This window comes from Hymenobacter lapidiphilus, assembly GCF_003417065.2.
In the GTDB taxonomy this organism is placed as follows: domain Bacteria; phylum Bacteroidota; class Bacteroidia; order Cytophagales; family Hymenobacteraceae; genus Hymenobacter.
This window is the reverse complement of sequence record NZ_QVLT01000012.1, coordinates 1-26,327: the sequence shown is the minus strand read 5'-3', so window position 1 is coordinate 26,327 and position 26,327 is coordinate 1. Positions and strand designations below refer to the sequence as shown.

The window sequence follows — 26,327 nt, the reverse complement described above, 5'->3', positions numbered from 1 at the left end:
ATTCATACGGTTAAAACGAATAGGCGGACTAAATATAGCATTTTACAAATAAGCAGCGAAAATTCTATGGTTGAGCTTGGGTAGATTTTAGGGGCGCTAAATCGGGTCGCCGCCGGCAGCCTGCATCGTGTTGAGGCGCTGGTAGAGGCCGCCCGGCTGGCGCAGCAGCTGCTCGTGGGTGCCGCGCTCCACAATGCGGCCGTGTTGAAGCACGATAATTTCGTCGGCGTGCTGCACGGTGCTCAGGCGGTGGGCAATTACGAGGCTGGTGCGGTTTTGCATGAGGCGCGTGAGGGCCTGCTGCACCAGCTGCTCGCTCTCGGTGTCGAGGGCCGAAGTGGCTTCATCGAGAACAAGAATGGGCGGATTGCGCAGAATAGCCCGCGCAATGCTCAGACGCTGCCGCTGGCCGCCCGAAAGGCGCGAGCCCCGGTCGCCGATAACGGTCTGGTAGCCCTCGGGCGTGGCCACGATGAATTCGTGGGCGTTGGCGATGCGGGCGGCCTCTATTACCTCCACCTCGGTGGCCTCGGTGTTGAAGCGGATGTTGTTGAAAATGGTGTCGTTGAACAGAATGCTTTCCTGCGTGACGATGCCCATCTGGTCGCGCACCGAATGAATGGTGCAGTCGCGCACGTCGAGGCCATCGATGAGCAGCTGGCCGCCGGTAGGGTCGTAGAAACGGGGCAGCAGGTCGGCCAGCGTACTTTTGCCGCCGCCGCTGGGCCCTACCAGGGCCACCGTTTTACCTTTTTCAATCGTCAGGCTGATGTCGTCGAGCACCGTGGCTTCGCCGTAGCCGAAGCGCAGGTTGCGCAACTCGATGCGGTTCTGGAAGGGCGGCAGTACCTGCGCGTTGGGCCGGTCGCGAATCAGCGGCTCGGTGTCGATGATGCTCAGCACCCGCTCGCCGGCCACCAGCCCGCGCTGAATGTTGCCGAACGACGACGACAGGGCTTTGGCCGGCGTGAGCACCTGCGAAAACAGCACCACGTAGCCGATAAAGGTTTCACCCGTCAGGCTGGATTGGCCGCCCAGAATCAGGGTGCCGCCGAAGTACAGCAGCCCCGCCACCACGGCCACCCCCGCAAATTCTGAGAAAGGTGATGCCAAGTCGCGGGTGTTGTCGATACGGCGCGAGGTGCGGGCGTACTGGTCGTTTTGCTCTTCGAACTTGCCCTCGATATACTGCTGGGCGTTGAAGGCTTTTATCACGCGAATACCGCCCAACGTTTCGTCAATTACCGACAACATGGAGCCAAGCGTACTTTGGCTTTGCTTGGCCTGGTGGCGCAGTCGTTTAGCCACACCCGCAATCAGGATGCCCGAAATCGGTAACAGAATCAGGGTAAACAGCGTCAGGGGCACCGACATGTAGAACAGTACCACGAAAAAGGCAATAATCTTGAGCGGCTCCTGAATTACGGCCGTCATGGTATTCACCACCGACGATTCCACTTCCTGCACGTCGGCCGTGAAGCGCGACATCAAATCACCCTTCCGCTCGCCGGCAAAGTAGCCCAACTGCAGCTGCAGAATACGGCGGTACAAATCGTGGCGCAGGTTGCTGATGACGCGGGCCCGAACCTTAGCCAGCAACCGCAAGCTCAGGTAGCGAAACAGGTTGCTCATCAGCACCGATACTACTACGATAATGCACACAAAGGTCAGGGCACCCATGGTGCCCTGCGTGGCCAGCACGTCGGCAAAGAAGTAATTGAACGTGTCTTTCACCCAGTCGAGGCTGAGATGGAAAGCGGGTAGCTGGCTGGGGGCCTGGGCGGGAACCTGATCGGTTTTTTCGAACAGAACCTGAAGCAGCGGAATAATCAGGGTGAAGTTGGCCAGCCCAAAAATCGTTGTCAATAGGGTGTACAGCAGGTATTGCGGCAGAAAGGCCGCCCAGGGCCGGGCGTATTGCAGAATGCGGAGGTAGGTTTTCATGGGCTGCCGCAAAGGTAAGGTATCCGGCGATCAGCCAAGTCCAAAACCTAATAGTTAACCGTATCTTCCCCAGGGCGGGCAGCTACGCTGTCCTGGCGTGAGTTACCCGTCAGTTTTTCCCTTCCAGATATGAATCGTAAGGACTTCATTCAGCTGTGCGTATTGGGTACGGCCGCCGCGGCCACCGGCACCCTGCACAGCTGCGGTAAAGACGACAGCGTAAGACCCGGCGGCGGCTCGACCCCGCCCCCAACGCCCGGTAGCATCGATTTCACGCTCGACCTCACCGCTCCGGCCAATGCCCAGCTGGCGGCCGGAACGGGCTTCGTGTACGGGGCCGGCAACCAGGTACTGGTGGCCAAAACCAGCGCCGGGGCCTACGTGGCATTGCAGGCCAGCTGTACCCACGAGGGCGTGACGCTCAGCTTCAACAGCAGTACAAACCAGGTGCAGTGCCCCCGGCACGGCGGCACCTACAGCAGCACCGGTACCGTGCTGGCCGGCCCGCCGCCCGCCTCACTTAAGCAGTACACCGTAGCGCAAACCGGCAACTCGCTCCGTATTACGGGTTGAGAATTGTGGTGTTAAGATGCATAAAGCCCCGTCGGTGCGCAACCGGCGGGGCTTTGTGGCAGGCGGCAACGGCAGATCAGTCAGCCCCGAAAATACTGATGACCTCAATGCGGCCCACTAGCTGGCGGTTGAACTCGGCCAGTTCCCCGGCCGGCACCCACAGCTCGTCGTGCTCCCGGCCACCCACGTTTTGCACCGGAAACTGGGCGGCGTAATCGGCATCGATGGCGAAGCGCAGCACGTAGCCCACGCTGTAGTAGGGCACGTTCCAGTCGCGGGCTATCTGGGCGGCGTACTGCTCGTTGAGTACGGGATAGAAAATCGGCTGCTCTGGCAGGCGCGGCGGAAATGCCAGCCAGTCAGAAGCCGCAATCAAATCCAGCTCGGCCTGATTGACGGGCCGGTAAAGCAGCAGCGTGGCTGGGTCGTGGCGCATGTTGGGGTAAATAGGTGAAAACAGAACCGTCATGCTGAGCTTGCCGAAGCATCTCTACCGCAATGCTAACCCCGACGGTTGCAACGAAGCGGTAGAGATGCTTCGGCAAGCTCAGCATGACGTTCCTTTCTAAATCCTTGACCTAAAACTCGTGCAGGCGCTGGGCAATGTTCCAACGCAGGGCGATGGAAGCCAGGGCGCCGCCGTCGGCCGTGTAGTAAGCGGGGGCAGGCGCGTCGCCGCTGAAGGTGCGGTGACGGTAGACGAGCTTACCGTCGAGGAACAGGTTGTGGGCGGCCTGGTACGAGGCCGTCAGGTCGGTGTGCAGCAGGTAGGAGGTAATGCCGCTGCCCACCTTGAAGCCGAACTCGGCGGGGCGAGTGGTGTAGGGCAGCAGCACGTTGGAGCCGTAATTCTGATCGATGGGGTCGAGGCCCTGCTTCACCAAAAAGCCTTTGCCCACTACGTGCAGGCGAGGCAGGGGCTGGTAGCTGGCAATGCCAATCAGCTCCCAAAGGTTGGCGCCCATCGGGTGGGCCAGCGGCTGGGCGGCGTGCTGATAGTCGCGGTACTTGTCGATGGCTTGGTAGGTGAAAGGCCGGATAAAGTTGAATTCGCCCTGCAGATCGAAGTTCTTGATGCCCGCCACATTAATGTACTTGGCCCCCAGCTGGGCGGCCTGCTTGTTGGCCCACCAGCCGCTGCCGGACCGGATCTGGCTCAGCACGAACTCATCGAGCACGATCTGGCCATAGACCTGCACCCGCTTCTTGATGTTCCACTTGAAATCGAGGCCCAGCAGGGCGTTGCCGTCGGCCGAGCCCACGCTCTGCTCAATGGCGCGGTAAAAAATAATCGGGTTGAGGTACTGCAACTCGAACGTATTACGCTGTTGTGTCTGCACCCGGCCATTTACTACTACCGAATCGGTGCGCCGCGAGCTTGACAGGATGCTTTCGAACAGGCCAATGTTGAGGTTGGGCATTACGTCGAGGCTCAGGTGGTGCATGGCCAGGAACTTGCGGTCGTAGGCGGCGTCCTTGTCCGAGGGGTCGGTGATGAGCTGGGCGAACAGGTTCTGGTACTTGAACTTCCAGACCCGCGTCTGCACCTTCAGAAACAGGTAGGGCGAGGAGTAGTCCGACAGGATGAGGCTGCGGTAGCCGTTGCCGATCTGGTTGCGGTCGTGGCCCAGCTGCAGGCTCACGTGGCGGCCGGCGGCGTAGGTTACGTAGCCGCGGGCCGAGAGGAAATCGTACTGGCCGGGCGTGGTTTTAAACGGTTTCCAGAAGCCCTCGTGGGGCACGGCCCGGTCGCGCTCCACGCGCTCCTGCACGTAGAACGGCACGGCCATCTGGTTGTCGGCCAGAAAGGCATAGAAGCCCAGCCGCTGATCCACGGTACCTTCTACCTGCACGCCCCGGGTATTGAGGAAGGAGTAGTTTTTGGCCCCATCGTTATTGCCCAGGCTCAGGCCCGCCACCGGATTCACGCGCAACGAGAATTCGGGCGTTTCCACGCTGTACAAATCGGAGTAGCGCTGGTATAGTACGTTCAGAAACGGGTCGGGCCGGGCATTGATGGTCGAGTCGAGCCGGGTGTCGTGCCAGTTGTCGCGCAGGAAATAGCGTGCATTGAAGCGGTCCTGGACCGAGAGGCCGGCACTGGAGTCGGCCAGCATGCGCTCGGCCAGCCGGGCCACAGCCGTGCGGGTGTAGGGCCGCACCGACGTATGAATCTCGCCCAGCTCATCGGAGCCGTGCAGGATGGCGTAACGGTCGATGAGCCGGTAGATGTCGTTGTCGAGCGGCACGTAGGTGGTGCCCATCGTGGTTTTGGCGCCCCGGCCCACCTGCGGCCCATCCAACGCCGGGTTGTAGGGCTCGGCGGGCTTGGGTGGCTGGTCGTATATGAGCCAGTTGCCCTGGCCGTCGGTGGGGCGGGTGGAGGGCGTGTCCTGGGCGGCAGCCGGGGCCGCCAGCAGCGCCAACAACGGCAGCAGCAGGTAGGTGTTTTTCATAAGCTGAAGCCCGCGACGCCGGAGCTGGTTGGCGGGGAGACAAAACTACGGAGTTTCAGTGGGTGAAAGATTCAGTGAAGGAGTAAATGCCAGAACGGTTGGCTCGTTAACCAAATCCCTCCTTCACTCATCTCCCACCGCCTACCTTTGCCCCATGCCCCCGTTTCGTCTGCTGCGCTTTTCGGAACTCGACCTGCCTGCCTGGGATGCCTGCGTGGCCGGGGCGCGCAGCCGGTGCCGTACGCGCATAGCTGGTGGCTGCGGGCCACGGCCGGCCGCTGGGAGGCGCTGGTGCAAATCGAGCCCGAAACCGGCCGCTACCTCAGCGTCTGGCCGCTGCCCACGAAGTGGCGGCCGGGCGGGCGGCAGGTGTATCAGCCGCCCTTCACCCAGCAGCTGGGCCTGGTTTCCTGCGCCGAAAGCGCCCCGACCATCGGTCCCGAAGTAACCCAGCTGACCCAGCGCTACGCCCGCTTCTACACCCAGCTCAACGAGGCCAACGGCCTGCCCGCCGCGCCCAGCCAGTTCGCTGTTGAAACCCGGCAGACCTACCAGCTCGACCTCAGCCCCGCCTACGAAATCCTGCGGGCCGACTACTGCGCCGACTACCGCCGCCGCCTGCTGCGCCACGAAGCCGCCGCCGCGCCGCTTATAGTAATCGAACTGCCCGATACCGAGCCGCTGCTGGCGCTGTTCCAGCAAACAAAGGGCCCCGCCGCCGGCCTGCGCCCGCGCCACTACGCCCGCCTGCGCCGGCTGCTGGCCGAACTGCAAAGCCGGCAGCTGCTCGAAGCCCGGGCCGTGCGCCAGCCCGAAACCGGCACCCTGCTGGCCGGAGCCCTGTTCGTGCGCTACCGGAGCCGCCTGATTTATTTGTTCGCGGCGGCTTCTGATGAGGGCAAAAAAGCCGCCGCGCCGCTGCTGTTGCTCGACGATACCATCCGCCGCCACGCCGGCACGCCGGGGCTGGTACTCGATTTCGAGGGCGGGATGCTGCCGGCCATTGCTCGTTTTTTCGCCAACTTCGGGGCCGCGCCCGTCCCGTACGCGGCCTTATCGTTCACCTCCCAACGCCCCTGGTACCTGCAATGGATGCCCTAACACCCAACTCCGCCGATTCTACTGCCGCCGCCCACGCCAACGCCCGCGTGCGGATTCTGTGCGCCCAGCCTTCCATTGCCAACCACTTCCTAGCCGAGCTGCGCGACGTAGACGTGCAAAAAGACTCGCTCCGCTTCCGCCGCAACCTGCAGCGGCTGGGCGAAATTATGGCCTACAACATCAGCGCCGGCCTCGATTTTACCACCAAAACCGTGCGCACCCCGCTGGGCGAATCCAGCAGCATGCACCTGTCCGATTTCCCGGTGCTGGCCACCGTGCTACGGGCCGGCCTGCCGTTTCACCAGGGCTTCCTTAACTATTTCGACCAGTCGCCCTCGGCGTTTGTGGCGGCCTACCGCATCGAGGGCACGGCCCAGGTGCAGGTGCAGGTTGACTACCTCTCGGCCCCCAGCCTCGACGGGCGGGTGCTGATTCTGGTGGACCCCATGCTGGCCTCGGGCAAGAGCTTGGTGCAGACCTACCGGGCCATGCTGCGCTTCGGCACGCCCCGGCAGGTGTACATTGCGGCCGTTATTGCCTCGCCCCAGGGCGTGGAGTACGTCACGCGCGAAGTGCCCGAAGCCACGCTCTGGCTGGCCGCCCTCGACGACGACCTCAACGAGCAGGCTTACATCGTGCCCGGCCTGGGCGACGCCGGCGACCTATCGTACGGCAGTAAACTGTGATGTTGGGAGCTGTTAGCTGACAGCTGTTGGCTAATAGCTTTTGTTCTATTGAACAGTTCTTCACGCCAAGCGCGTTGGACAACTACCCCGCATCCAAGAGTGGGTGAATTGCCATTAATGATGGCTCTCCGCGAAACCGAATTCTACCAAACAGAAGCTAACAGCTAACAGCTGTCAGCTAATAGCTTAAAGACTTGCTTCCAGTCCTGCTGAAATACGCCGCCGTTTTTGCTTTCGGCATGTTCAAGTTCATCGGCGCGCCCATTACGGGCGTGGCGGCGGGCCTGCCGGTGGCCGTTACCTGGGCCCTCACGGTGGCCGGTATGATGACGACGGTAATCCTGATTTCGGGTGTCGGAAAAGCCTGGGCGCTGCACATGCGGCGCCGGCGGCTGGAGAAGGGCAAGCCGCTGTTCAGCCGCCGTACCCGCACCATCGTGCGCATCTACCGCCGCTTCGGCATGATTGGCATTGCCTTCCTGACGCCGATACTGTTCAGTCCCATCGGCGGCACCGTCATTGCCACCCAGCTGCATGTGCCGCGCTGGCGCATCCTGCTGCACATGACCTGGAGCGCCGTATTCTGGGGCTTCGCCCTCACAATGCTGGTCGTGCGCTTCAGCCACCTACCTATCTTTCATTAGGTAAACCTTATCATTCTAAAACGGCGAAGGACCGGAACGGAAGCCATTTTGATGGTAGCTTCTGTTCCGGTCCTTCGCCATTTAGAATGACAGCACTGTTTTACCGCCGCTTGCGCTTGTTTTCGACGCGGCCCTTGGCGGCGTTGAGGGCTTTGGCGCCGGGGGAGGAGCCGCGGCCCTTGCCGGGGCTCACCTTGCTGCCCTTCTGGCTGCGGGTTGGCTGGGCCACGTACTCGCGGCCCGTGCGCTTATCGATGGTTACGCCGGGCTTCAACCATTCCTGCCGCTCGTGGAAAGCCCCTTTGAACGTGGGGTCTTCGCGCTGACGACGCTCATCCTTTTCGCGGTCCATTTCCTGCTGCTCCTCGAATGAGGTCGGCACCACTTTCACCTCGGGCGGCAGCGGTAGTAGCGGAATAGGCTGGCGAATTAGCTCCTCGATGCGCTGCATGTGGTGCATTTCGGCCTCGTTGGCAAACGTAATGGCCGCGCCGGTATGCTGGGCCCGGCCCGTGCGCCCGATGCGGTGCACGTAGTCGTCGTAAATCAGCGGCACATCGAAGTTGATAACGTGGCTGACCTCGGGCACATCAATGCCGCGCGACGCCACATCGGTAGCCACCAGAAAGCGCACCTCGCCGGCCTTAAAGCCCTCCATAGCGTTGATGCGGGTGTTCTGGCCCTTGTTGCCGTGGATAGCCCGCACCTCGCCGTGGCCCTTGCGCGCCAGGAAGCTGGCCACGTTCTCGGCGTTGGCCTTCGAGCGGGTGAAAATCATCACCCGGTGGAAAGTGTCCCAGTCGAGAAACAGGTACTCCAGTAGGTTGATTTTGGTGATGAGGTTGGGTACCTCGTAGAGGCTCTGGGTCACGTTCTGGGCCGAGGTGGCGGCTGGCGTCACCTCCACCCGCACCGGAAACTCCAGGAACTCCTCGCTCAGGGTGGTCACCTTATCGGGCATGGTGGCCGAGAACAGCACGTTCTGGCGCTTGCGCGGAATAACCTCCAGCAGCCGCCGAATCTGGGGCATGAAGCCCATGTCCATCATCTTGTCGGCCTCGTCGAGCACCAGCGTTTTCAGCTCCTTGAGCACCAGCGAGCCTTTCATGTATAGCTCCATCAGGCGGCCGGGCGTTGCGATGAGGATGTCGACGCCTTGGGCAATGGTTTCAATCTGGGTTTTAGGTCCTAGGCCGCCGTAGATGGCGAAAATGCGCAGGTCGGTGTGGGTGGCCAGGCGCTGCAGGTGCTTTTCCAGCTGCATGGCCAGCTCGCGGGTAGGAGCCATAATCAGCGCCCGCGGATGGATGCCCTGGGCGTATTTCACCTTCATGAGCAGCGGCAGGCCGAAAGCAGCCGTTTTTCCGGTGCCCGTCTGGGCAATACCCAGCACGTCGTGGCCGGCCAGCAGCAGCGGAATGGTTTGCACCTGCACGGGCGTGGGCTCGGTGAAGCCTGCCTCGGCCACGGCCGTCAGCAGCTGCTTATTAAGCTTGAAATCGGCAAAGGAAACGGGCGCGGGCGAATCGGACATGGTACGGGTTGTAAGCTGCAAAGGTACGGCTTCCAATTCGCGGAAAGTTTGCGCTAGCTTAGAGCCACCGCTCCATCACTCCTCATCCTTTCCAATGACGCTTAATTTTCTGCTCGACGAGCCTAATAGCCCCGAACTGCGGCTGGAACGCTCCCTTTTAACCGGTCGTAACCGCCTTTATGCCAATGAGCGAGAACTGATCAAGGAACCAAAAAAAGGGCTCTTCGACCAAGTTCAGGTTTTTACCGTGCTAATGCCCGATGGTACGCATCGGCAGCTAAGCCTGAAAAATATCGTTTATGACACCGTGCCAGAGGTGAAAGTGGATGGCCAGCCACTAGTGCTGGCCAAGCCCCTGCAAGTCTGGGAGTACATTGTAGCCGCGCTGCCGCTGCTTCTGGTGTTCAGCGGCGGTATACTGGGCGGTGGGGTCGGCGGATTCGCCGCCTACACCAACATCGGCATCATGCGGAGCGAGAGAAGCCTGCCGACGCGGGTGCTCCTGTGTTTGGGGGCGTTGGTGCTGGCCATGCTGGCTTATGGCTTACTGGCCTGGCTGCTATTTGGGGCGCTGGCGGTTTGATTTCCGGTCTACGAAGTATGGGGCCTAAGCCAGTAGAAGCACGGCACTTGGTTCACAACGCAAAAAAAGTGCGCGAAACCTTTGGCAATCCGCCACAGTACGCTACTTTTGTGGCATCAACACCCAACACGGTAGATATAGCTCAGCTGGTTAGAGCGTCGGATTGTGATTCCGAAGGTCGTGGGTTCGAGCCCCATTATTTACCCATCCTGAAAAAAGGCCTCTCCGCTCTGGTAGAGGCCTTTTTTCTTTGTCACCACAGGTTAGCTCGGGGCCTTTGCGGCCGTTGGCGGGACGATTTTGGCCCGTCGGCTGTTGGCCGGCCAGTGTAACTTCACCTACGAACCCTTTTTTCTCTTCTGCTCTATGAGTCTGGTAATTATCGGCACGGTGGCCTTCGACGCCCTGGAAACGCCCTTCGGCAAAACCGACAAAATCGTGGGCGGCGCGGCTACCTACATCGGCCTGTCGGCTTCGTACTCGGTAAAGCCGGTGAAAATTGTGGCCGTCGTCGGCGACGACTTCCCGCAGTCGGATATCCTGCTGCTCCAGGAGCACGGTGTCGATACCGAAGGCCTGCAGATCAAGGAGGGCGAGAAGTCGTTCTTCTGGTCGGGCAAGTACTCCAACGACCTGAACTCGCGCGAAACCCTGGTGACCGAGCTCAACGTGCTGGCCGATTTCGACCCGGTGCTGCCCGACTCCTACCAGGATTGCAAGTACCTGATGCTAGGCAACCTCTCGCCCCAGGTCCAGCGCCTCGTGATTCAGCGCCTCGTCAACCGCCCCAAGCTCATCGTGATGGACACGATGAATTTCTGGATGGATATTGCCCTGGACGAGCTGAAAACGACCATTGAGATGGTGGACGTGCTCAGCATCAACGACGAGGAAGCCCGCCAGCTTTCGGGCGAGCACTCGCTGGTGAAGGCCGCCAACGTGATTATGGCCATGGGTCCGAAATACCTCATCATCAAGAAGGGCGAGCACGGTGCGCTGCTGTTCCACCGTAAGGGCAACACCAACCACGTGTTCTACGCCCCGGCCCTGCCGCTGGAGGAAGTATTCGACCCAACCGGCGCCGGTGACACCTTCGCGGGTGGCTTCATCGGCCACCTGGCCGCCACCGACGACATCAGCTTCGAGAACATGAAGCGGGCCGTTGTGCACGGTTCGGCCATGGCTTCGTTTTGCGTCGAGAAGTTCGGCACCGAGCGCCTGCTCAACCTGAGCCAGGAGGAAATTGAGGCCCGCGAGCAGCTTTTTGCCGACCTCGTGGCCGTGCAGCCCGCTATGGCTGTGTCGCAGGGTTAAAAGCCGCTACGACTTATTGTATCTGAAGCGTCGCGTTGGCCAGCTGGCCGGCGCGACGCTTTTTTATGGCCCGAATGTTAGGCCCGGGGCGTACAACCTTTCGGGACGTGAAGGGGTAAATAACAGGGTAGCGAATGTGAAAGCGCACGGAACGCGCTTTGTTCGGCTGAAAAGCAGCCCTGTGCGTTTCTCTGTTTCACGCATTTGCTGCAGCACAGAAAGATTTTCTTCTCACTCGTAAAATCCTATAGTCATGAGCAAGGACACGCAGTACAAAGAGAACCCCGAGGTACCGAACCTGCAAAACCCCGACGGCGGCGCCGAAAATACGCATCCGGCCAATACCGACAGTAATAATTCGGTAGTGCAGAACCCGAGCCGCAACTCGATAACCCAGGACGGCAACCCCACTAAGGGCAACACGGCCGGCGGCAACCTTAACGAAACCACGCAGGCGCCCTACAACAAGCCCCGTAGCAACCCCCAGAACAATAAGCCTGCCTCCGTTGATGGCAACGGCAAAGCCGGTAAAGGCAGCGACAACAGCAAGGACAACTAATTTAAGCTGTTAGCTGAAAAAACGAAGAAGGCCCCGCACTTAGCCAAGTGCGGGGCCTTCTTCGTTTTTTCAGCTAACAGCTAACAGCTAACAGCTAACAGCTAACAGCTTAGGGGAGAACCTGTAGTCGCACTACCCGCGTGTCCACGTCGCCTTTGTCGAAGAAGTCCTGCTCGAAGAGGATGGTGCGGTTGTCGAGCCAGCGCGGCTGGGTGCAGCCCCAGTCGGTTTGCCGCTCCCAGAGCAGGCGCGGGGCGGCTTCATCGAGGCTCCAGAGTTGCAGGCCGCTGGGCTCGAAGTGGGCCAGCACATCGGAGTTGCCACACACAAAATGGCGGCCGTCGGGGGCAATAACGGGCGCGGCCATGAGCTGGGTGCGGCGGCCGGTGCGCTGGTCGACGAGCAGGAAGTAGCCGCCCTCGTAAAGATGCACCGACAGTAGCCACTGCCGGATTTCGGGCAGCGCCGCCACGTACTCGTAGGCAATGTGGCGCTCATCATCGGCGGGCCTGTTGGCCAGCCGCAGCTCGGGGGCCTTGCCAGGGCGCAGGTGCAGGGTGCGGCCGACCCGTACTACGCGCGGTCCGGCCTGAGCCAGCCGCTGCCGCTCCTCGGCCGCAAAATCCAGAAAAGAATCCTCTTCTTCCTCGGATGAGACTGGCTTGGCTACCACCCAGGCGGGGCTACTCAGTCGCTCGTATACGGGGCGGGCGGCGGGGTAAATGCGCAGCACCCGGCCCGAAAGCTGCACCAGCGTATCGAGCCGCTCGAGCTGGTAGATACGGGGTGGCTTGGGCGCCGGCGCGCCAACACCGGAATATTGGGGCGGGGCTTTTCCGCCGGCTGCATCCGCAACGAACAGGCCGGCAACGCCAGTGCCAGGGGCAAGGCGGCGGCGACGGTACGAAACCGGAACATGACAGGCAGAGTCGAGGTGAATCGGAAGGCGCGGCGTTGTCGGGCAGACAGGAAGCGGAGGGATAGGAACAAGCTACTAAATGCCTAAAAGCCGGCGGCGCAAAATTGGGGGCTACGCAGATAAAACAGAACTTCACCAGCCAGGCAAAATCCGTCCTGCAAAGGTACCAAAACTGCCCGCTCGTTACGCATGGTACGGCGGGAAATCATTCGGATAAACCCAACATTTTCAGCGCCGCGCGGCCCGGCCGCTGCCATGAGGCCAATTATCGGGCGGGGCCGACATATTGCCTGCCTGCAGCCCCCGATACGCGGATTGCCGGAGTTGATTGGAGGCTAGAAATCCTGCTTCAGCCACTGCTTAAAGCTGGCCTGCTGCTCGGGCGTGGCCGTGGTCAGTTTCTCCACCGTGAACTTCTGCCAGAAGCGGTGCGCCGGGTCGGCCTGCAGCTCCACCGTCAGCAGTCGGTGCTGGCGGAACACGGTCAGCTCGTGGCGGTCGGCGCCATCGGCGAGCAAGGTGTGCAGGTTTTGGGCCACGCGGCGGCCGTTTACGGCTACTATCTCGTCGTCCACGGTCAGGGCCAGGGCGGCGGGCGCATCGGGCAGAATGTTGGTTACCTCGGTGCGGCCCTCGCGCAGCACGGCCCGGAAGCCGTAGGTGCCCTCGGCGGCCGAAACGTTTTCCTCCGTCAGCAGCCGGCAGCCCACGAAGCCCAGCACCCGGTTAAGCGGCTCCTCGAGGGGGGCCGTGCCGTAGATGAACTTGTCGAAATAGGCCTGCATGTCGCGCCCGGCCACCTCAGTCACCACCCGCTGGTAGTCCTCCTCAGTATAGCCCGTGCCGGTCTGCCCGAATTCGGTCCAGAGCTGGCGCAGCACGTCGTCGAGGCTTTTCTTGTGGGCCGAAAGCTGGCGCAGGGTCAGGTCGAGCAGCAGGGCCGCCAGCGCGCCTTTGTGGTAGACTGACACCTTGCGGTCGGGCGCGCCGGGCTTGTAGCCGTCGAGCCAGAGGTCCATGCTGGCGTCGGCCACCGAGAGGTGGTAGCGGCCGTAGTCGTCGTAGTGCTTGCGCAGCACCCCGTTCAGCTCCTGGAAATACTGCGCGGCTGTAAACACGCCGGCGCGGGCCAGCAGGTAGTCGCCGTAATACGTAGTCAGGCCCTCGGCCACAAAGCAGGTGCGGAAATAGTTTTCGCGGCTGAAATCGTAGGGCTGTAGCTCGATGGGCCGGATGCTCTTGATGTTCCAGACGTGGAACAGCTCGTGGCAGCTCACGCCCAGTAGCTCTTTGTACAGCCCGTCGCTCATCAGTAGCTCGCCCGGCCCCAGCGTAATAACAGTCGAGTTCAGGTGCTCGACGCCGTGGTAGTGGGGGTAGGGCAGAATTTCGTTCAGAAAATGGAAATCTTGGGCCGGGAAACTGCCGAACAGCTGCAGCTGCTCCTCGCTGAAAGCCCGGAAGTCGCGCACTAGCCGCGCCCAGTCGATGGGACACTCGCCCTGAATCCACAGGTAGAACGGGATGCCCTGCACCTCGTAGTTGCGATACTGCAGCGTGGGACTGGCAATCAGGGGCGAGTCGGCGAGGTGGTCGAAGCTCTGGGCCTCCAGCAGCCGGGGACCTCGCTGGGGCAGTCCGCAGGCAATCTGCCAGTCGTCGGGAATGTCGAGCAGCAGCTGGCAGGTTTCGTTCTGGCGGCCCTCGATGTACATAAAAGCCTGCACGGGGTTGAGGTAGAGTTGGCTTTCATCGAGCCAGGAGCCGCCGGCGTCCATCTGGTGGGCGTAGAAATTGTAGCGCACCCGCACCATCCGGCCCGCCGCGCCGCTCAGCCGCCACCGGTCCTTGGTAATTTTGCGGGCTTCCAGCGCCTCGCCCGAGGCCGCGTCCTCCAGCACCACGTGCTGCAGCTTCTGGGCGAAGTTCTGCAGCTCGTAGCGCCCCGGCCGCCACGCCGGCAGTTGCAGCTCCAGCGGCGCGGCTGCGTCGGCCGGCACCTCAAACGTCATCTGAATCTGCAGGTAAGCGGTAAGCGGGTTATCGAAGGAAACGTGGTAGTGTAGCATGGAAAGGGCTTTGGAAAGGCTAAGCGAAGGTAGGGGCTGGTTGTTTGGGGGAGGCGTTGGATAACATAGAACGTCATAAAATGCGAGTCATAGAACGTCATGCAGAGCGGAGCGAAGCATCTCGCGTGCTAACGTTGTAATGGTCAATCAATGTCAGCACGCGAGATGCTTCGCTCCGCTCTGCATGACGTTCGCTTTCAATCCGTCTGCCGTTCTCTAACAAATCTGACCAACAACGTCCACCAAAACTTGCCCGGCAACTTGTCTTTTTAAAATCAGTGCGCTACCTTTGCCCGCCCTAGTTGTAACTGAGTCAATCACCAATACCATGAAACGTACTTTTCAGCCCTCGCAGCGCAAGCGCCGCAACAAGCACGGGTTCCGCTCGCGCATGGAAACCGTTAACGGCCGCAATGTAATTGCTCGCCGCCGGGCCAAAGGCCGCAAGCGCCTGACCGTATCTGACGAAGGCCGTCACAAGCGGTAAGCTGCGCCTCCGGGCCGCTACGCCGCTGTTTCCGTTGCTGAATCATCTCGTTTCAATGCCGGATTCGCGCTCCTATTCGTTTCCGAAAGAAGAACATCTGTGCCGCAAAAAGCTTATTGAAGAGCTTTTCGGCCGGGGTTCTTCTTTTGGTTTATACCCCCTGCGGCTAGTGTGGCTGGCCGCGCCCGAACCCACCACAGCCCCGCCGCAGGTGCTGGTGAGCGTGAGCAAGCGCAATTTCAAACGGGCCGTCGACCGCAATTATCTCAAGCGGCTGATGCGCGAGGCCTGGCGCCTCAATAAGTACCAGCTCGTGGAAGCCGAAGGCGGCCATTTGGTGGCCCAGCTGGCCATTATTTATACCGGCAAGGAAAAAAAGCCCTTGGCGCTGCTCGAAAAAAAGCTAAATTCAGGGCTGGAGCGTTTACTGACCGACGCCGGTGCAACCCCCGGTGCCGGCAGCGGTTCCTAGTGTAACCGACGCGCATTGCAGCGGGCCGACCGGAACAATCCGGCATGGCCGAATCGTTGCGTTGTTATTCAGCCCTTCCTATGCGCAAAAAGTCTATTCTGGCGGCCACCTTTTTGGGTGGAGCCGCGCTGCTCGTATCTTTCCGGCCGCCGATAACGAGCGGTATTTCGAAATTGCCAAGAACCTCGACATTTTCGCCACCCTGTTCAAGGAGGTGAACACCTACTATGTGGACGAGGTGCCGCCGGCCAAGCTGGTGAAAACGGGAATCGACGCCATGCTCAAGTCGCTCGACCCCTACACCAACTATATCGCCGAGGACGATATCGAGGATTTCCGCACGATGACGACCGGGCAGTACGGCGGCATTGGGGCGGTGGTGAGCAAGCGCAACGGCAAAACCGTGGTGCAGGCCGCCTACGAGGGCTATCCGGCCCAGAAAGCCGGCCTGCTGCCCGGCGACGAAATCCTTAACATCAACGGCGTGGTCGTCGACAAGAAGTCGAACGCCGACGTGAGCAAGCTGCTCAAGGGCCAGGCCAACTCGGTGGTGAAACTGCTCGTGACCCGCTTCGGGCAGGAGGCCCCGGTGGAAATCAACATCACCCGCGACAAAATCCAGGTCGACAACGTGCCCTATTACGGCATGCTGACGCCCGAAATCGGCTACTTCCAGCTAAGCGGCTTTACGGTGGATGCGGGCAAGGAAGTGCGGCTGGCCGTTACCAAGCTCAAGGAACAGGGCGCCAAAAAGCTGATTTTTGATATCCGCGACAACCCCGGCGGCCTGCTCAACGAGGCCGTCAACATCTCCAACCTGTTCGTGGACAAGGGCCGCGACATTGTGAGCACCAAGGGCAAGGTGGCCGATTGGAACAAGACCTACAAGGCCTTGGATATGCCGCTGGACACCCAGATTCCAATAGTGGTTATTACGAGCAACCGCTCGGCCTCGGCCTCGGAAATCGTGTCGGGCGTGCTGCAGGACTACGACCGGGCCGTGCTGGTGGGAGAGCGCACGTTTGGCAAAGGGCTGGTGCAGGCCACCCGGCCGCTGAGCTATAACTCGCAGTTGAAGGTGACGACCGCCAAATACTACATCCCGAGCGGGCGCTGCATCCAGGAAATCGACTACACCCATCGCGCCGACGATGGCACGCTGGGCAAAGTGCCCGACTCATTGCGTACCGCCTTCAAAACCCAGGCCGGCCGCGCCGTGTACGACGGCGGCGGTGTGGCCCCCGATGTGGCGGTGCAGGAGCGCGAAATTGCCGACATCACTCGGATACTGCTTCAGAAAAGCTACCTCTTCGACTACGCCACCCGTTACCGCGCTCAGCACCCGACCATCGCTACGGCCCGGCAGTTCAAACTTACTGATACCGATTACCAGCAGTTCGTCGACTACCTCAAAGGCAAGGACATCAGCTACGAAACCGAAACTGAAAAGGCCTTGACCAGCCTCGCTAAGAAGCTCAAGGCTGAAAAGCACTACGACGACGTGAAAACGGAGCTGGAAGCCACGCGCCGCAAAGTCACAACCAATAAGGCCAACGACCTGACCCGCTTCAAGCCCGAAATCCGGGAGTTGCTGGAGCAGGAAATCGTGTCGCGCTATTACTTCCAGAAGGGCAGCATCGAGGCCACCTTCGACGACGACCCCAATATTCTGACGGCCCTGAGCGTGCTCAACGACCAGCCCCGCTACACGGCCCTGCTGCGAACCGGCACCGTGGAAGCCAAAACCCGCCCCGAAGCTAAGCGCAACGGTAGCGGGGATGGGAGCGGCGGGCGGTAAGTTGGCTGGCCAAACGTGTATAACTAAAAAAGCAGCCGCAAGTCGCGGCTGCTTTTTTATTGATTTGTACAGCAGTTCTGGGTATTGTTCTTATTGACGTACCGCAGCCCCTATCCCCAGCGGCAGCGCCCTCACGCCCACAATGCGGTGCGAGGCCTTTTCCTGCACCAGCACCACGGCCCGCAAATTCTCGGTTTTCCAATTTGGGTTGAGTTGGAGCGACGCGTTAGCTGCAAACGTGCCGTTGGCAGCCGGGGAGCCCAGGGGGCGAAGGGACCGGACCACGGCGGCGTGGCGCAACAGCCGACCCGAATTTTCGCCCCGGCCGACTTGGCTCGAAAGGCCGGTTTCAGTGAGAGCCAGTAACACTTCGGTGGCGCTGGTGCCGGTGGGCAGGTCGCTGACCCTGACGGCCAGCGTGCCAGCGGTAGGGCGGCTAAGCGCGACGGTGGCGCGTGGGGCCTGGGCGGCGCGGGTTATAGCGTCGGCCAGCTTGGCGCGCTGGCTGCCCACAAACTCGTAGCGGCCGTTTACCACGGCCTGGGGCGTGTAGGAGCCGGTACCAAAACCCGCGGCGTAGTCGCGCTGGCGCCCGGTGAATTGCGACGAAGAAAACGGGTCCTTCCAACCCAGCCGGTTCCAGTAGTCCACGTGCTCGCCCAAGGCAATAATCTCCACGCCGGGCACCGATTGGGCTATTTCCAGCTCCCGAAGCGCCGCATCGGCCGCCGGGCAGCTAGAGCAGCCTTCCGACGTGAACAGCTCCACTATTACCGGCACCCGGATTGGGGTGTCTGCGGCGGCCAGCGGGCCGGGTGCGGGGTGGGAGTTCATGAGCAGCGCGGCGGCGGCAAGCGGGAGGACGGGAGTCAGCAAAAGCAGCGCACGTTTCATAAGCGAGGGAAAATGGCAAAACAACCCGCCGAATAGCCGCCGGGGCGCCCGGCGACTCAGTAAAACTCCGGGCGTACCTAAACCAACGTCTGCCGGTAAGGAGTGGTTCTTAGGCCAACGCCCGCCTCACCGGGCCTTTAAAACGGGCCGAACACATCGGGGCGGGCGTAGTGGCCGGTTACGTCGAGCGTCAACTGCTCCTCGCGGATGCGGCCGAGGTCTATTTCGGCGGTCAGGATGATTTCTTCGTCGAAAACGGGGCCGGCCAGTACGGTGCCGTCGGGGCCGATGATGGCGCTGCCGCCGCGCAGCAGCAGGGCGTCGGGGTCGGCTTGCAGTTCGAGGAGGGGTTCAAGCTCGGCTGGCAAGTCGCGCACGGCCATCAGGGCCCCGGCCGCCACTACGAAGCAGCGGCCCTCGAAGGCATAGTGGCGGCTGGCTATCAGGTTCATTTCCTTGACGTGGGGCCAGGCCGCTATGTGCACGTCCTCGCCCGATTCGTGCAGGCGTTGGCGGGCGGGCGGCATCCAGTGTTCCCAGCAGATAAGCCCGCCCACGCGACCCAACGGCGTAGCAGCAGCCTGCAGACTTTGGCCGTCGCCCTGGCCCCAGATGAGGCGTTCGGTGTAGGTGGGCATCAGCTTGCGGTGCACGTGCAGCAGGGTGCCATCGTCGCCGAACAGCAGCATGGTGTTGTAGAGCGTGCCCCGGCCGGCCCGACTTCCACCCGCTCGTGCACGCTCATGTTCAGAACCACGCCGTGGGCGCGAGCGGCGGCCCCCAAAGCCTCGGTAACGGGGCCAGGCACTACCACGCTGTTGTCGGCGAGGCGGCGGTACACCTGCTTCACGGCCGGCGAATCCCAGCGGTTCACGTCGCGGCAGGAGTCGAGCCAGGCGGGGTAGCCGGGCAGCCAGGTTTCGGGAAACACCACCAGTTTCGCGCCCTGGGCGGCGGCCCGGGCAATCAGGTTTTCGGCTTTGGCCAGCGAGGCAGGCAGGTCGAGGTAAATGGGGGCAGCCTGCACGGCCGCGACGGTGAAGCGCATAACGGAACAGATTAGAAGTAGCGCCAAGGTACGTGTCCGCACCTGGGTGCAGGCCCCGCCAGCTTGCCGGGCCGTACCTTTGCGCCATGTCCTCGTTGTTGCTGTCTTTAGAAACCTCATCGCCCATCTGCTCGGTGGCGGTGCATCACCTCGAAACGGGCCGGCTGCTGGGCCAGACCGAACTGCGGCTGGATAAGTCGCACTCCTCGCACCTGAGCGTACTTATCAGCCAGCTGCTGGAAAATACGTTGCATTCGCTGGCCGATGTGGCAGCCGTGGCCGTGTCCGACGGGCCTGGCTCCTATACCGGCCTGCGCATCGGGGCCGCCGCGGCCAAGGGGCTATGTTATGCGCTCGATGTGCCGTTGCTGGCCGTGGGTACTCTGCCCGCGCTGGCCCGGCAGGTGGCGGGCCACACCGCCCGGCCCGGGCAGTACCATTACTGCCCCATGCTCGACGCCCGCCGCCTCGAAGTGTACGCCGCCCTCTACCGCGCCGATGGTACCGAAGTGCTACCGCCCGCGCCCCTGTTGCTCGACGAAACTACGCTGGCCGAACAAATGGCCGGTCAGCCGGTGTTGTTCTTTGGGAGCGGGGCCGCCAAGTTCCAGCCCCTGGTGGCCGGGCAGCCCCACGCCGTGTTCCTGACCGGTATCGAACCTTCGGCCGTGGCCGTGGGCGAGCTGGGGCTCGAAGCCTACCAGCGCCAGGAATTCCGCGACGTGGCCTACTACGAGCCGTTTTACCTGAAGGAAGTGTACACGACAACGCCAAAAGGGAAGTGAGAAATAAGAGTGGAGAGTTGAGTGCTGTCGAAAGTTCTCAATCATCTCACCTCCCACTTCTCACAGTCTCACATCTCAATACTATGGAAGACTTCACCAACCGGGTTGCGCAAAGCGCCCTCGTTACGCTCAACCTCGAAGAATTCATCCACCCCGGCGAGCGGGTGGTGTACGACATCAAGGACAACCTGTTTCAGGGCCTGATGCTGCGCGAAAAGGACTTCCGCGCCTTCGTGAAAGACCACGACTGGAGCCAGTACGACGGCCAGAACGTGGCCGTTATCTGCTCGGCCGATGCCATTGTGCCCACCTGGGCCTACATGGTACTGGCCGGCAAGCTCCAGGGCCACGCCCACCGCTACGTGTTCGGCGACCTGGCCGCGCTGGAGCAGGACCTGTTCCACGAGGCCATTCTCGCCATCGACGCCGAGCAGTACCGTGATGCCAAGCTGGTTATTAAAGGCTGCGGCGAGAAGCCCGTGCCCACCTACGCTTACGTCGCCATCATGCAGAAGCTGCTGCCCATCGCCAGCAGCATCATGTACGGCGAGCCGTGTAGCACCGTCCCGCTCTACAAGCGCCCCAAAGTAGCGGTTGGTTGAGCTGTTAGCTGACGTTCCGCGGGCCTGTTTTTCTGGTCTTTATCTTTTGTAAAAAGACCCCGTAATGCAGATTGCGGGGTCTTTTCGTGGGGTTCAACCATCATTAATAACGGCCTTGCTACTCATTACAGCCCGCCGATTTGGCATCAAGCATGGCTGGAACGGAAACCAGTTCTATATCGGTAAAAGTGCGCAGGTAGGCTTCGATAAACGATTTATGCGCCGCTCCGACGATCAGGAGCGCCCGGCCGCCGGCAATCGGGGCTGTTGCTTCGCGGATGGCCACCGCCATTCGCAGGTTCTGCGCCTCCCAGGCGGCCACGCGCTGCCGGCCCACGCGGCCCATCTTCTCACTGCGGAGCATGGCGAGCCATTGGGCGTCGGCATCCAGTTCCGCATAGCGTGGCGAATTGTGCCACTTCATAACTGGCATCACCTGGGCCGCCGTCCGGAGCTTCATGGTATCCTCGGGAATCGAATGGAAGGCGGGGATTCTATGGCTGAATGAATCCTTCAGGCCCGGCTCGGCGGTAAGGGCGGTGTTCCAGGCGGAGTCGGCGGGCAGCGTTACGTCGCTCCGGTGGTCGCCGGCGCCATAAATCCGCTCCAGGCCTAAGTCAACTGCCAGCCGAACACCTATCGAGGCCAGCTCGCTCCGAATTCCCGCAAAGCCATTCAGCATTTTCACCAGGTTTGGCGAAATGCCGTCGGCTGCCATTCGCTCTGTCTTCGCCAGGCGCATCCATTGCACGGTGGCGGAAAACGGTTCTGCCGCCGCAACAAACAGGTGGGCCAGCTGCCGCCGTTGCGCGGAGGTTAGGTTGGGCTGCCCGCTAAGCACATTTGCCCGCACCAGCGCCTGGGCCGCTGTCAGCTTGAGGTCAGCTTGGGCTGTTTTGGCCATTTGCAGCGTGGGGCCGGCGTACCGGCCGGCCGTGCCGTGGTAGTCGGCATAGGCATCAAGGCCCATCACCTGCTCGCCAGACATGGCCTCGGTTAGAATAATATCAGGCTTGTACGCCCGCAAACGGCACAAAATGGGTTCCAGCCACGCCACCTGAAAAGCGGGCGCCGCATTATCCAGATGCTCAAGGCCGAACACCATCACTTGGGTTGGGGGGATGGCAAATTGCCGCTTAGCCGCCGCCGGGTCGAAACGATACTCGCTCGGGACGGGTGCGCGCTTAGCCGCATCAGCCCCCGATTTACTGGCCTTGCAAGCGGGCAGGGCGAATAGTAGTCCGGCCAGCAGCCCGTGCACAATGGGCGCCGCAGATTTGACAACAGAAGGCATGAGGCGCAAAACCGGAAGCTGAATTTGATAGAAGGACTGAGCAACAGCAAAACTAAAGATGCTCAGGAAACAGCGAAAAGCCACGTCGCCGGGAAATGCTTCCTGCCAAGACAGGTCGGGCGGGCCCGGATTGAATTCCGCATCTTTGGCCCGCCAACCGCCCATCATGAGCCAACCGACTGCCCCAGCTTACAAAATCAGCGTCCTGACGGGCGTGTCCATTGTGGTGGCCAACATGGTGGGCACCGGCGTTTTTACCAGCCTCGGGTTTCAGGTGCTCGACATCCAAAGCGGGTTCGCGCTACTGATGCTCTGGGTGGTGGGCGGCATAATTGCCCTGTGCGGTGCCCTGAGCTACGGCGAGCTGGCGGCCGCGCTGCCCCGCTCGGGGGGCGAGTACCACTATTTGTCGAAGATTTACCATCCGGCGCTGGGGTTTCTGTCGGGCTGGGTATCGGCCACGGTGGGCTTTGCCGCCCCAACGGCCGCCGCTGCGCTGGCTCTGGAGCAGTATGCCAGCAGCGTGTGGCCCGGCCTGCCGCCCAAGCTGCTGGCCGTGAGCGTGGTGCTGTTGCTCACGCTGGTGCACGGCATCAGCAGCCGCGCGGGCAGCCGTCTGCAAGTAGCGGTAACCGCCCTGAAAGTGGTGGTGCTGGTATGCTTTATTGGGGTGGGGCTGCTGGTGGCCATGCCCCAGCCGCTAGCCTTTACACCCCAGGGCCCGGCCGACTGGCAGCTGCTGCTGAGCCCGGCCTTCGCCGTGTCGCTCATCTTCGTGTCGTATGCCTACTCGGGCTGGAACGCGGCCGTGTACCTGACCGGCGAAATCGACCAGCCCCAGCGCAATCTGCCCCGGATTCTGCTGACGGGCACCGCGCTGGTACTGGTACTTTACGTGGCGTTGAACTTCATTTTCCTGTATTCTACGCCTATAAGTGCGCTGAAGGGCCAAGTGGAAGTCGGCTTTGTGGCGGCCACCAGCCTATTCGGGCCCGGCGGCGGCCGGCTCATGGGCGGGCTGATTGCAGCGTTGCTCGTGTCCACCATCAGCTCCATGATTTTCGCCGGCCCCCGCATTGTGCAGGTGATGGGCGAAGATTTGCCGGCGCTGCGGTTCCTGGCCAAACGCAGCGCGGCCGGTGTGCCGGTGCGGGCGCTGCTGTTTCAGTTGGCTCTCACACTCCTGTTCGTTATGGAGTCATCGTTTGCGCAGGTGGTGGTGTACGCGGGCTTCATCCTGACGCTGTTCACTTTCCTAACGGTGCTGGGCCTGTTTGTGCTACGGGTGCGGCAGCCGGAGCTGGTAAGGCCATACCGCGCCTGGGGCTACCCGCTCACGCCGCTGCTGTTTCTGCTGCTCAACGGCTGGACGCTCTGGTACATCGCCCGCGACAAACCCACAGAAACCCTCTACGGCCTCGCCACCTTGGTAGCCGGCCTGCTGGTGTACGGCCTCAGCCGGCTGCGGAAAAATTAGCAACTTCTCAACATCCCTATATGCGTTTTCCTACTACTCAACGCCTGCTGCCAGCCCTGCTGGTGCTTTTAGCGGCCTGCAACGAGCCTTCGACCACCAAAACCGAGCAGCCCGCCGCCCCAACTGCCGCGCCCGATACTGCCGTAGCCGTGGCACCAGCCAAGCCCGCCGTGCCCGATACCGCGGCTATCCATGATGTGGCTGGCTATCTGGCTGGTCTGCCAGTGAGCCGGGGCAGCGACCTGCAACAGCTGACAGCTCAGCCCACTTGGCAAGCCTACGCCACCGACGCGGATAAGAGTTGGGCGAAATACCATGCCGCCCGCACAGCCAAAATCGAAGCCTGGGCCGCCACCGAGCTGGACACGGTCCGGGCGGCCAGCCCTACTATTTTCTACCCCTTCAGCGGCCCCGACCTGCTGAACGTGACCACCATGTTCCCCGGCAGCCAAACCTACGTGCTGCTGGGCCTCGAACCCGTGGGCACCGTGCCCAGCCGCGCCAACCTCGAAAACAGCAAGCTCTTCCCGGCCCTCAAGGAGTCGTTGTGGTCGGTGCTGAACTTCAGCTTCTTTCGTACCAACTCGATGGCCGTCAACCTCAAATCGGTGGAGCTGGATGGGGCGCTGCCGCTGATGTTGCTTTTCGCCGCCCGCACCCAGCACCAGGTGGAGGCCGTGCGCTACGTGCAGCTACTGCCCGACGGTCAGCTCGCTGAAGCCGACTCGGCCCTCATCCGCAAGCCCGGCCCGAAAGTCGTGCCCGGTGTCGAACTGAAACTGCGCTCCGCCAGCGGCCAGTCCAAAACGGTGCAGTACTTCTCGGCCGATATCAGCGACTGGAAACTGGGCCAGACCCAGGAGGCGGCCCTCAAATACGTGCGCACGCTTGGTCCGCTGACCACCTACGTGAAGTCGGCCACCTACCTCATGCACAAAACCTACTTCAGCAAAGTGCGCAACCTGGTGCTGGAGCGCAGCAACTACGTTTTGCAGGACGATTCGGGCATTGCCATGAAGTACTTCAAGCCCGCCGATTGGCAGCTGACCTATTACGGCACCTACAAACGCCCCATCAACCTGTTCGCCAAACAGTACCAGCCCGAAATGACGGCTGCCTACACCGACAAGGCCAATCCGCCTCGCCCGCTGCCCTTCGGCACGGGCTACAACTGGCGCGAAAACGATTCTAACCTGCTGCTCGCCCGCCGCGCCAGCCCCGTAGCGGAGTAGCAGGGAGGTAGCATAGAAACACCAGTGCCGGGTTCCAGCAGGGGCCCGGCGCTTTCTCTTGTAGGAGACAAGAAGGGGTTACCTGACTTTCTGGTTGGGGTATTTCTGCCGTTGCCAATGCAGCGGAGTACTACCTTATATATAGGTGCGCCAAGTCGGGGAAAGCAGCGGCCACACTTCGGGTATTGCGGCAGAGTAGTTTAATAGGAGGGGGGAACAGTTTTTGCCGACCTTTAAGTTATGATGCGCCCTCTTGCCCTGCTTGCCTGCGGCTTCCTTGGCACTCTGCTGTCTGCTTCCGGCCCGGCTGCCCTGCCAAGTAGCCTCGCCCCAGCTCGCCCCGACAGCCCGCTACTCGATAGCCTGCTCCACGCCGATGCCCGTTTGCTGCCCGTGGTGGAGCGGGCCGAGGAGTTCGAACTGCAGATTATCTACACCCAAATCAACCGCGACGCTCAGCAGCGGCCCACTTTCGTCGAGCACACCTACCGCCTCGATGCCGGTCAATACTTCAACCCGGCCAGCCTCGTGAAGCTGCCTACCGTGGCCCTGGCCCTCGAAAAACTTAACCGCCTGCACCATCCCGGCCTAACCCGCCGCTCGCCCATGAGTACCGGCACTGCCTTCCGCTGCCAGACGCCCGTCCCCTATATTGCCACCGCCGATTCTGACCGTGTCAATACCGTCGGCAACTACGCCAAGCGCATGCTGCTTGTCAGCGACAACCTAGCCTATAATCGCCTCTACGAATTTCTGGGTCAGCGCCCACTCAACGAGCGGCTGGCCGAACTGGGCTACCCCGAAACCCGTATCGTGCGCCGTTTTGCCCCCTGCGACACTGCCGCCAACCGTTATACCAACCCCATCGAGTTCCGCGACCCGGCCACCGGCCAGGTTAGCTACCGGCAGCCCGCCGCCGTCAACCCCCGCCCCTTCGATTTCCCGCTGGGCCGGATCAGCAAAGGCCGCGCCCACCAGGCCGGCGGCCGCATCGTACCCGGCCCCTACGATTTCACCACGGCCAACTACCTGCCGCTGCATTCCATTACCGGTATGTTGCGTACCCTGATCTTCCCCGAGGCCGTGCCCGCCAGCCAGCGTTTCCAGCTCACCCCCGACGATTACAGCTTCCTGCGCTACTACCTGTACCAAACGCCCCACAGCTCGGGCTACTCCTTGTACCAGCCCGCCCGCTACTTCGACGCCTATAAAAAATATCTGTACTACGGCCGTAAACCTGCCCTGACTGCCGAGCCCGGCCTGCGCATCTATAACATAGTAGGCATGTCGCACGGCTACCTATCCGACGTCGCCTACTTCGCCGACTCCACCAATCAGTCGGAATTCATGCTTAGTGCCGTTCTCTACGTCAACAAAAACGGCGTCATCAACGACGGCACCTACGAATATGACACCGTAGGCCTGCCTTTTCTAGCCGCACTAGGTCAGCAAATCCGCCGCTACGAAGCCACCCGCTACCGCCCCACGGCCTACCTACCGGCCGGATTCAGCCAATCGGAAGCCATTCGCTAAGTCGGCCGCAAAAACAAAGTGCCTGATTCTGTGGGGCGAAGCGGGCCTTGAACGGGTATTTTACCCCCTGGGGTTGCGTAATCCAGCGTAATGCCGCACTTTTGCATCCCCAACCGGAACGCGGTCGGGCTGGCTTCTCTCCCGGGAAAGCTGCTTGAAAAAAAAGTTGCCCAATAGAGTTGCGGAAGTTGGAAATGTTTTACTACCTTTGCACCCCGCTTCAACCGGAAGCGCTTTCACTCTGGTTAGCCAAGTCACCTGAAAAGGCCGCGGACGCTAGCAGGAAGACCGAAAAGAGGAAAACTTTTTCTTGTTTCGGTGTT

Annotated in this window: 25 protein-coding genes and 1 tRNA gene; 16 read left to right on the top strand and 10 right to left on the bottom strand. The window is 61.4% G+C overall.

The genetic code is table 11. The features are described 5' to 3' along the window. Positions 1-96: 96 nt before the first annotated feature. Entirely contained in the window at positions 97-1,944 is a 1,848-nt protein-coding gene (locus D0N36_RS08975) for an ABC transporter ATP-binding protein (RefSeq protein ID WP_116941061.1), read from the bottom strand. Positions 1,945-2,073: 129 nt separating this feature from the next. On the opposite strand from D0N36_RS08975, the gene D0N36_RS08970 reads away from it, so the two are divergent. Next, complete coding sequence (locus D0N36_RS08970) at positions 2,074-2,517, top strand: QcrA and Rieske domain-containing protein (protein ID WP_116941060.1); 444 nt, start codon at positions 2,074-2,076, stop codon at positions 2,515-2,517. 76 nt (positions 2,518-2,593) lie between these two features. On the opposite strand, the gene D0N36_RS08965 is transcribed toward D0N36_RS08970, so the two are convergent. Then, positions 2,594-2,986 carry a hypothetical protein gene (locus D0N36_RS08965; protein ID WP_242478855.1) on the bottom strand — a complete coding sequence of 131 codons (393 nt, stop codon included), beginning with the start codon at positions 2,984-2,986 and terminating at the stop codon, positions 2,594-2,596. 109 nt (positions 2,987-3,095) lie between these two features. After that, positions 3,096-4,973: a hypothetical protein gene (locus tag D0N36_RS08960; RefSeq protein ID WP_116941059.1), complete on the bottom strand. Its 1,878-nt coding sequence runs from the start codon at positions 4,971-4,973 to the stop codon at positions 3,096-3,098. Positions 4,974-5,207: 234 nt separating this feature from the next. On the opposite strand from D0N36_RS08960, the gene D0N36_RS08955 reads away from it, so the two are divergent. From D0N36_RS08955 to D0N36_RS08945, 3 genes are all read left to right on the top strand, one after another. Beyond that, positions 5,208-6,074, top strand: coding sequence for a GNAT family N-acetyltransferase (locus D0N36_RS08955; protein ID WP_116941058.1), 867 nt, complete (start codon positions 5,208-5,210; stop codon positions 6,072-6,074). After that, the gene (gene upp / locus D0N36_RS08950; RefSeq protein WP_116941057.1) at positions 6,062-6,760 is read left to right on the top strand and encodes a uracil phosphoribosyltransferase; all 699 of its coding nucleotides are present in this window, start codon (positions 6,062-6,064) and stop codon (positions 6,758-6,760) included. Before D0N36_RS08955 ends, upp begins: the two co-directional genes overlap by 13 nt. A gap of 194 nt (positions 6,761-6,954) precedes the next feature. Next, on the top strand, positions 6,955-7,404 hold the full coding sequence (locus tag D0N36_RS08945) for a hypothetical protein (RefSeq protein WP_116941056.1): 450 nt from the start codon (positions 6,955-6,957) through the stop codon (positions 7,402-7,404). Between the two features lie 100 nt (positions 7,405-7,504). Here the strand turns inward: D0N36_RS08945 and D0N36_RS08940 are convergent, their stop codons facing one another. Beyond that, entirely contained in the window at positions 7,505-8,938 is a 1,434-nt protein-coding gene (locus D0N36_RS08940; RefSeq protein ID WP_116941055.1) for a DEAD/DEAH box helicase, read from the bottom strand. A 94-nt stretch (positions 8,939-9,032) separates the two neighbouring features. Here D0N36_RS08940 and D0N36_RS08935 point away from each other — a divergent pair, with 94 nt between their 5' ends. From D0N36_RS08935 to D0N36_RS08920, 4 genes are all read left to right on the top strand, one after another. Continuing rightward, the gene (locus D0N36_RS08935) at positions 9,033-9,521 is read left to right on the top strand and encodes a hypothetical protein (RefSeq protein ID WP_116941054.1); all 489 of its coding nucleotides are present in this window, start codon (positions 9,033-9,035) and stop codon (positions 9,519-9,521) included. A gap of 131 nt (positions 9,522-9,652) precedes the next feature. Further along, positions 9,653-9,726, top strand: a tRNA-His gene (locus D0N36_RS08930). A gap of 161 nt (positions 9,727-9,887) precedes the next feature. After that, a complete protein-coding gene (locus D0N36_RS08925; RefSeq protein ID WP_116941140.1) occupies positions 9,888-10,835 on the top strand; it encodes a PfkB family carbohydrate kinase in 948 nt (315 codons plus the stop codon). Positions 10,836-11,088: 253 nt separating this feature from the next. Then, positions 11,089-11,394 (top strand): hypothetical protein, encoded by a 306-nt coding sequence (locus D0N36_RS08920; RefSeq protein WP_116941053.1) that lies wholly within the window; start codon positions 11,089-11,091, stop codon positions 11,392-11,394. Between the two features lie 109 nt (positions 11,395-11,503). Here D0N36_RS08920 and D0N36_RS08915 read toward each other — a convergent pair whose 3' ends face one another. Together D0N36_RS08915 and D0N36_RS08910 are read right to left on the bottom strand one after the other, a co-directional pair. Then, positions 11,504-12,145, bottom strand: a complete 642-nt coding sequence (locus tag D0N36_RS08915) for a hypothetical protein (RefSeq protein WP_116941052.1) — start codon at positions 12,143-12,145, stop codon at positions 11,504-11,506. Positions 12,146-12,648: 503 nt separating this feature from the next. Then, complete coding sequence (locus D0N36_RS08910) at positions 12,649-14,382, bottom strand: M61 family metallopeptidase (protein ID WP_116941051.1); 1,734 nt, start codon at positions 14,380-14,382, stop codon at positions 12,649-12,651. A gap of 328 nt (positions 14,383-14,710) precedes the next feature. On the opposite strand from D0N36_RS08910, the gene rpmH reads away from it, so the two are divergent. From rpmH to D0N36_RS08895, 3 genes are all read left to right on the top strand, one after another. Then, positions 14,711-14,869, top strand: a complete 159-nt coding sequence (gene rpmH, locus D0N36_RS08905) for a 50S ribosomal protein L34 (RefSeq protein WP_092743544.1) — start codon at positions 14,711-14,713, stop codon at positions 14,867-14,869. Positions 14,870-14,924: 55 nt separating this feature from the next. Beyond that, a complete protein-coding gene (locus D0N36_RS08900; RefSeq protein ID WP_116941050.1) occupies positions 14,925-15,341 on the top strand; it encodes a ribonuclease P protein component in 417 nt (138 codons plus the stop codon). A 61-nt stretch (positions 15,342-15,402) separates the two neighbouring features. Further along, positions 15,403-17,139 carry a S41 family peptidase gene (locus D0N36_RS08895; protein WP_242478854.1) on the top strand — a complete coding sequence of 579 codons (1,737 nt, stop codon included), beginning with the start codon at positions 15,403-15,405 and terminating at the stop codon, positions 17,137-17,139. Between the two features lie 90 nt (positions 17,140-17,229). Here the strand turns inward: D0N36_RS08895 and D0N36_RS08890 are convergent, their stop codons facing one another. The 3 genes from D0N36_RS08890 to D0N36_RS19935 form a co-directional block, all read right to left on the bottom strand. Further along, positions 17,230-18,033: a DUF1223 domain-containing protein gene (locus tag D0N36_RS08890; protein ID WP_116941049.1), complete on the bottom strand. Its 804-nt coding sequence runs from the start codon at positions 18,031-18,033 to the stop codon at positions 17,230-17,232. A gap of 137 nt (positions 18,034-18,170) precedes the next feature. Continuing rightward, on the bottom strand, positions 18,171-18,722 hold the full coding sequence (locus tag D0N36_RS19940; RefSeq protein WP_199798321.1) for a nitrilase-related carbon-nitrogen hydrolase: 552 nt from the start codon (positions 18,720-18,722) through the stop codon (positions 18,171-18,173). Then, the gene (locus tag D0N36_RS19935; RefSeq protein WP_199798320.1) at positions 18,671-19,081 is read right to left on the bottom strand and encodes a nitrilase-related carbon-nitrogen hydrolase; all 411 of its coding nucleotides are present in this window, start codon (positions 19,079-19,081) and stop codon (positions 18,671-18,673) included. Before D0N36_RS19935 ends, D0N36_RS19940 begins: the two co-directional genes overlap by 52 nt. An 86-nt stretch (positions 19,082-19,167) precedes the next feature. Here D0N36_RS19935 and tsaB point away from each other — a divergent pair, with 86 nt between their 5' ends. Then, positions 19,168-19,866 (top strand): tRNA (adenosine(37)-N6)-threonylcarbamoyltransferase complex dimerization subunit type 1 TsaB, encoded by a 699-nt coding sequence (gene tsaB, locus D0N36_RS08875; RefSeq protein WP_116941048.1) that lies wholly within the window; start codon positions 19,168-19,170, stop codon positions 19,864-19,866. 83 nt (positions 19,867-19,949) lie between these two features. After that, a complete protein-coding gene (locus D0N36_RS08870; protein WP_116941047.1) occupies positions 19,950-20,468 on the top strand; it encodes a DUF2480 family protein in 519 nt (172 codons plus the stop codon). A gap of 118 nt (positions 20,469-20,586) precedes the next feature. Here the strand turns inward: D0N36_RS08870 and D0N36_RS08865 are convergent, their stop codons facing one another. Continuing rightward, positions 20,587-21,762 carry a DUF5694 domain-containing protein gene (locus tag D0N36_RS08865; RefSeq protein WP_147320806.1) on the bottom strand — a complete coding sequence of 392 codons (1,176 nt, stop codon included), beginning with the start codon at positions 21,760-21,762 and terminating at the stop codon, positions 20,587-20,589. Positions 21,763-21,928: 166 nt separating this feature from the next. Here D0N36_RS08865 and D0N36_RS08860 point away from each other — a divergent pair, with 166 nt between their 5' ends. From D0N36_RS08860 to D0N36_RS08850, 3 genes are all read left to right on the top strand, one after another. Beyond that, entirely contained in the window at positions 21,929-23,239 is a 1,311-nt protein-coding gene (locus D0N36_RS08860; protein WP_116941045.1) for an APC family permease, read from the top strand. Between the two features lie 20 nt (positions 23,240-23,259). Next, entirely contained in the window at positions 23,260-24,471 is a 1,212-nt protein-coding gene (locus tag D0N36_RS08855) for a hypothetical protein (RefSeq protein WP_116941044.1), read from the top strand. Positions 24,472-24,711: 240 nt separating this feature from the next. Continuing rightward, the gene (locus D0N36_RS08850; RefSeq protein WP_116941043.1) at positions 24,712-26,004 is read left to right on the top strand and encodes a serine hydrolase; all 1,293 of its coding nucleotides are present in this window, start codon (positions 24,712-24,714) and stop codon (positions 26,002-26,004) included. The last annotated feature ends 323 nt before the right edge of the window (positions 26,005-26,327 follow it).